The organism is Vibrio sp. 1727 (assembly GCF_033344415.1).
In the GTDB taxonomy this organism is placed as follows: Bacteria; Pseudomonadota; Gammaproteobacteria; order Enterobacterales; family Vibrionaceae; genus Vibrio; species Vibrio alginolyticus.
Genome location: NZ_JAWPOT010000275.1, coordinates 1 through 694, shown reverse-complemented (window position 1 = coordinate 694; position 694 = coordinate 1). Strand labels below are relative to the sequence as shown.

The 694-nt window shown below is 49.4% G+C and carries 1 protein-coding gene; it reads left to right on the top strand.

Annotation, left to right across the window (positions count from 1 at the left end; genetic code table 11):
- Nucleotides 1-694 (top strand): cadherin-like domain-containing protein (locus tag R8O10_RS25210; protein WP_318191955.1); only part of this gene is annotated, 694 nt, incomplete at both ends.

Below are 694 nucleotides of genomic sequence, written 5' to 3'. Positions count from 1 at the left end.
CCAATGCAACGTGTCCGGAAAACGATAGCTTGACGGTCACGAACGTCCCGCTTGCGGTTCCATCGGCGGGAACGATCACGCAGATTAGCGCGACGGAATGGCGCTTTGAACCATCAGTAAACTTCAACGGCGACGTGAGTTTTGTCTATGACATTACTGATGATGGCACGACCAATGGAGCACCGGATCCAATCACAATCAGCGGTTCTGCGGTCATGAACGTTCAAGCGGTTAATGATGCTCCGGAGATTGATGGCTCATTAGTAACCAGCACGATCTTCGAATCGGCAGGTCAAAAAATATCAGGCATTACGATAGCGGATGTGGATTTCACTGGTATCCATGAGAACGAGATCATGACGATTTCGCTCAGCACGAGTGAAGGTGATGTCAGTGTTATCGCGCCATCCGGCAGTGGTGTGACGCAAGGTGTTGGTTTAGCGGGTGAAACCGTTTTGATGGGGACGTTGTCCCAACTTAATGCGGTGTTGACTTCGACAGATCCAAATGTCGGTGTTTTTGTCGATGCAAGTGACGTGAACAGTTCAGCGATTTCATTGACGGTTACAGCGGACGATAATGGAATTTACTACGAGAATTCCACAGGAACGTCGCTGCAAACCACCGAAACGTTTGATATCAACGTGACACCTGTGGCAGACAAACCGACGCTTGCCTTTGACGCGAACTTTAA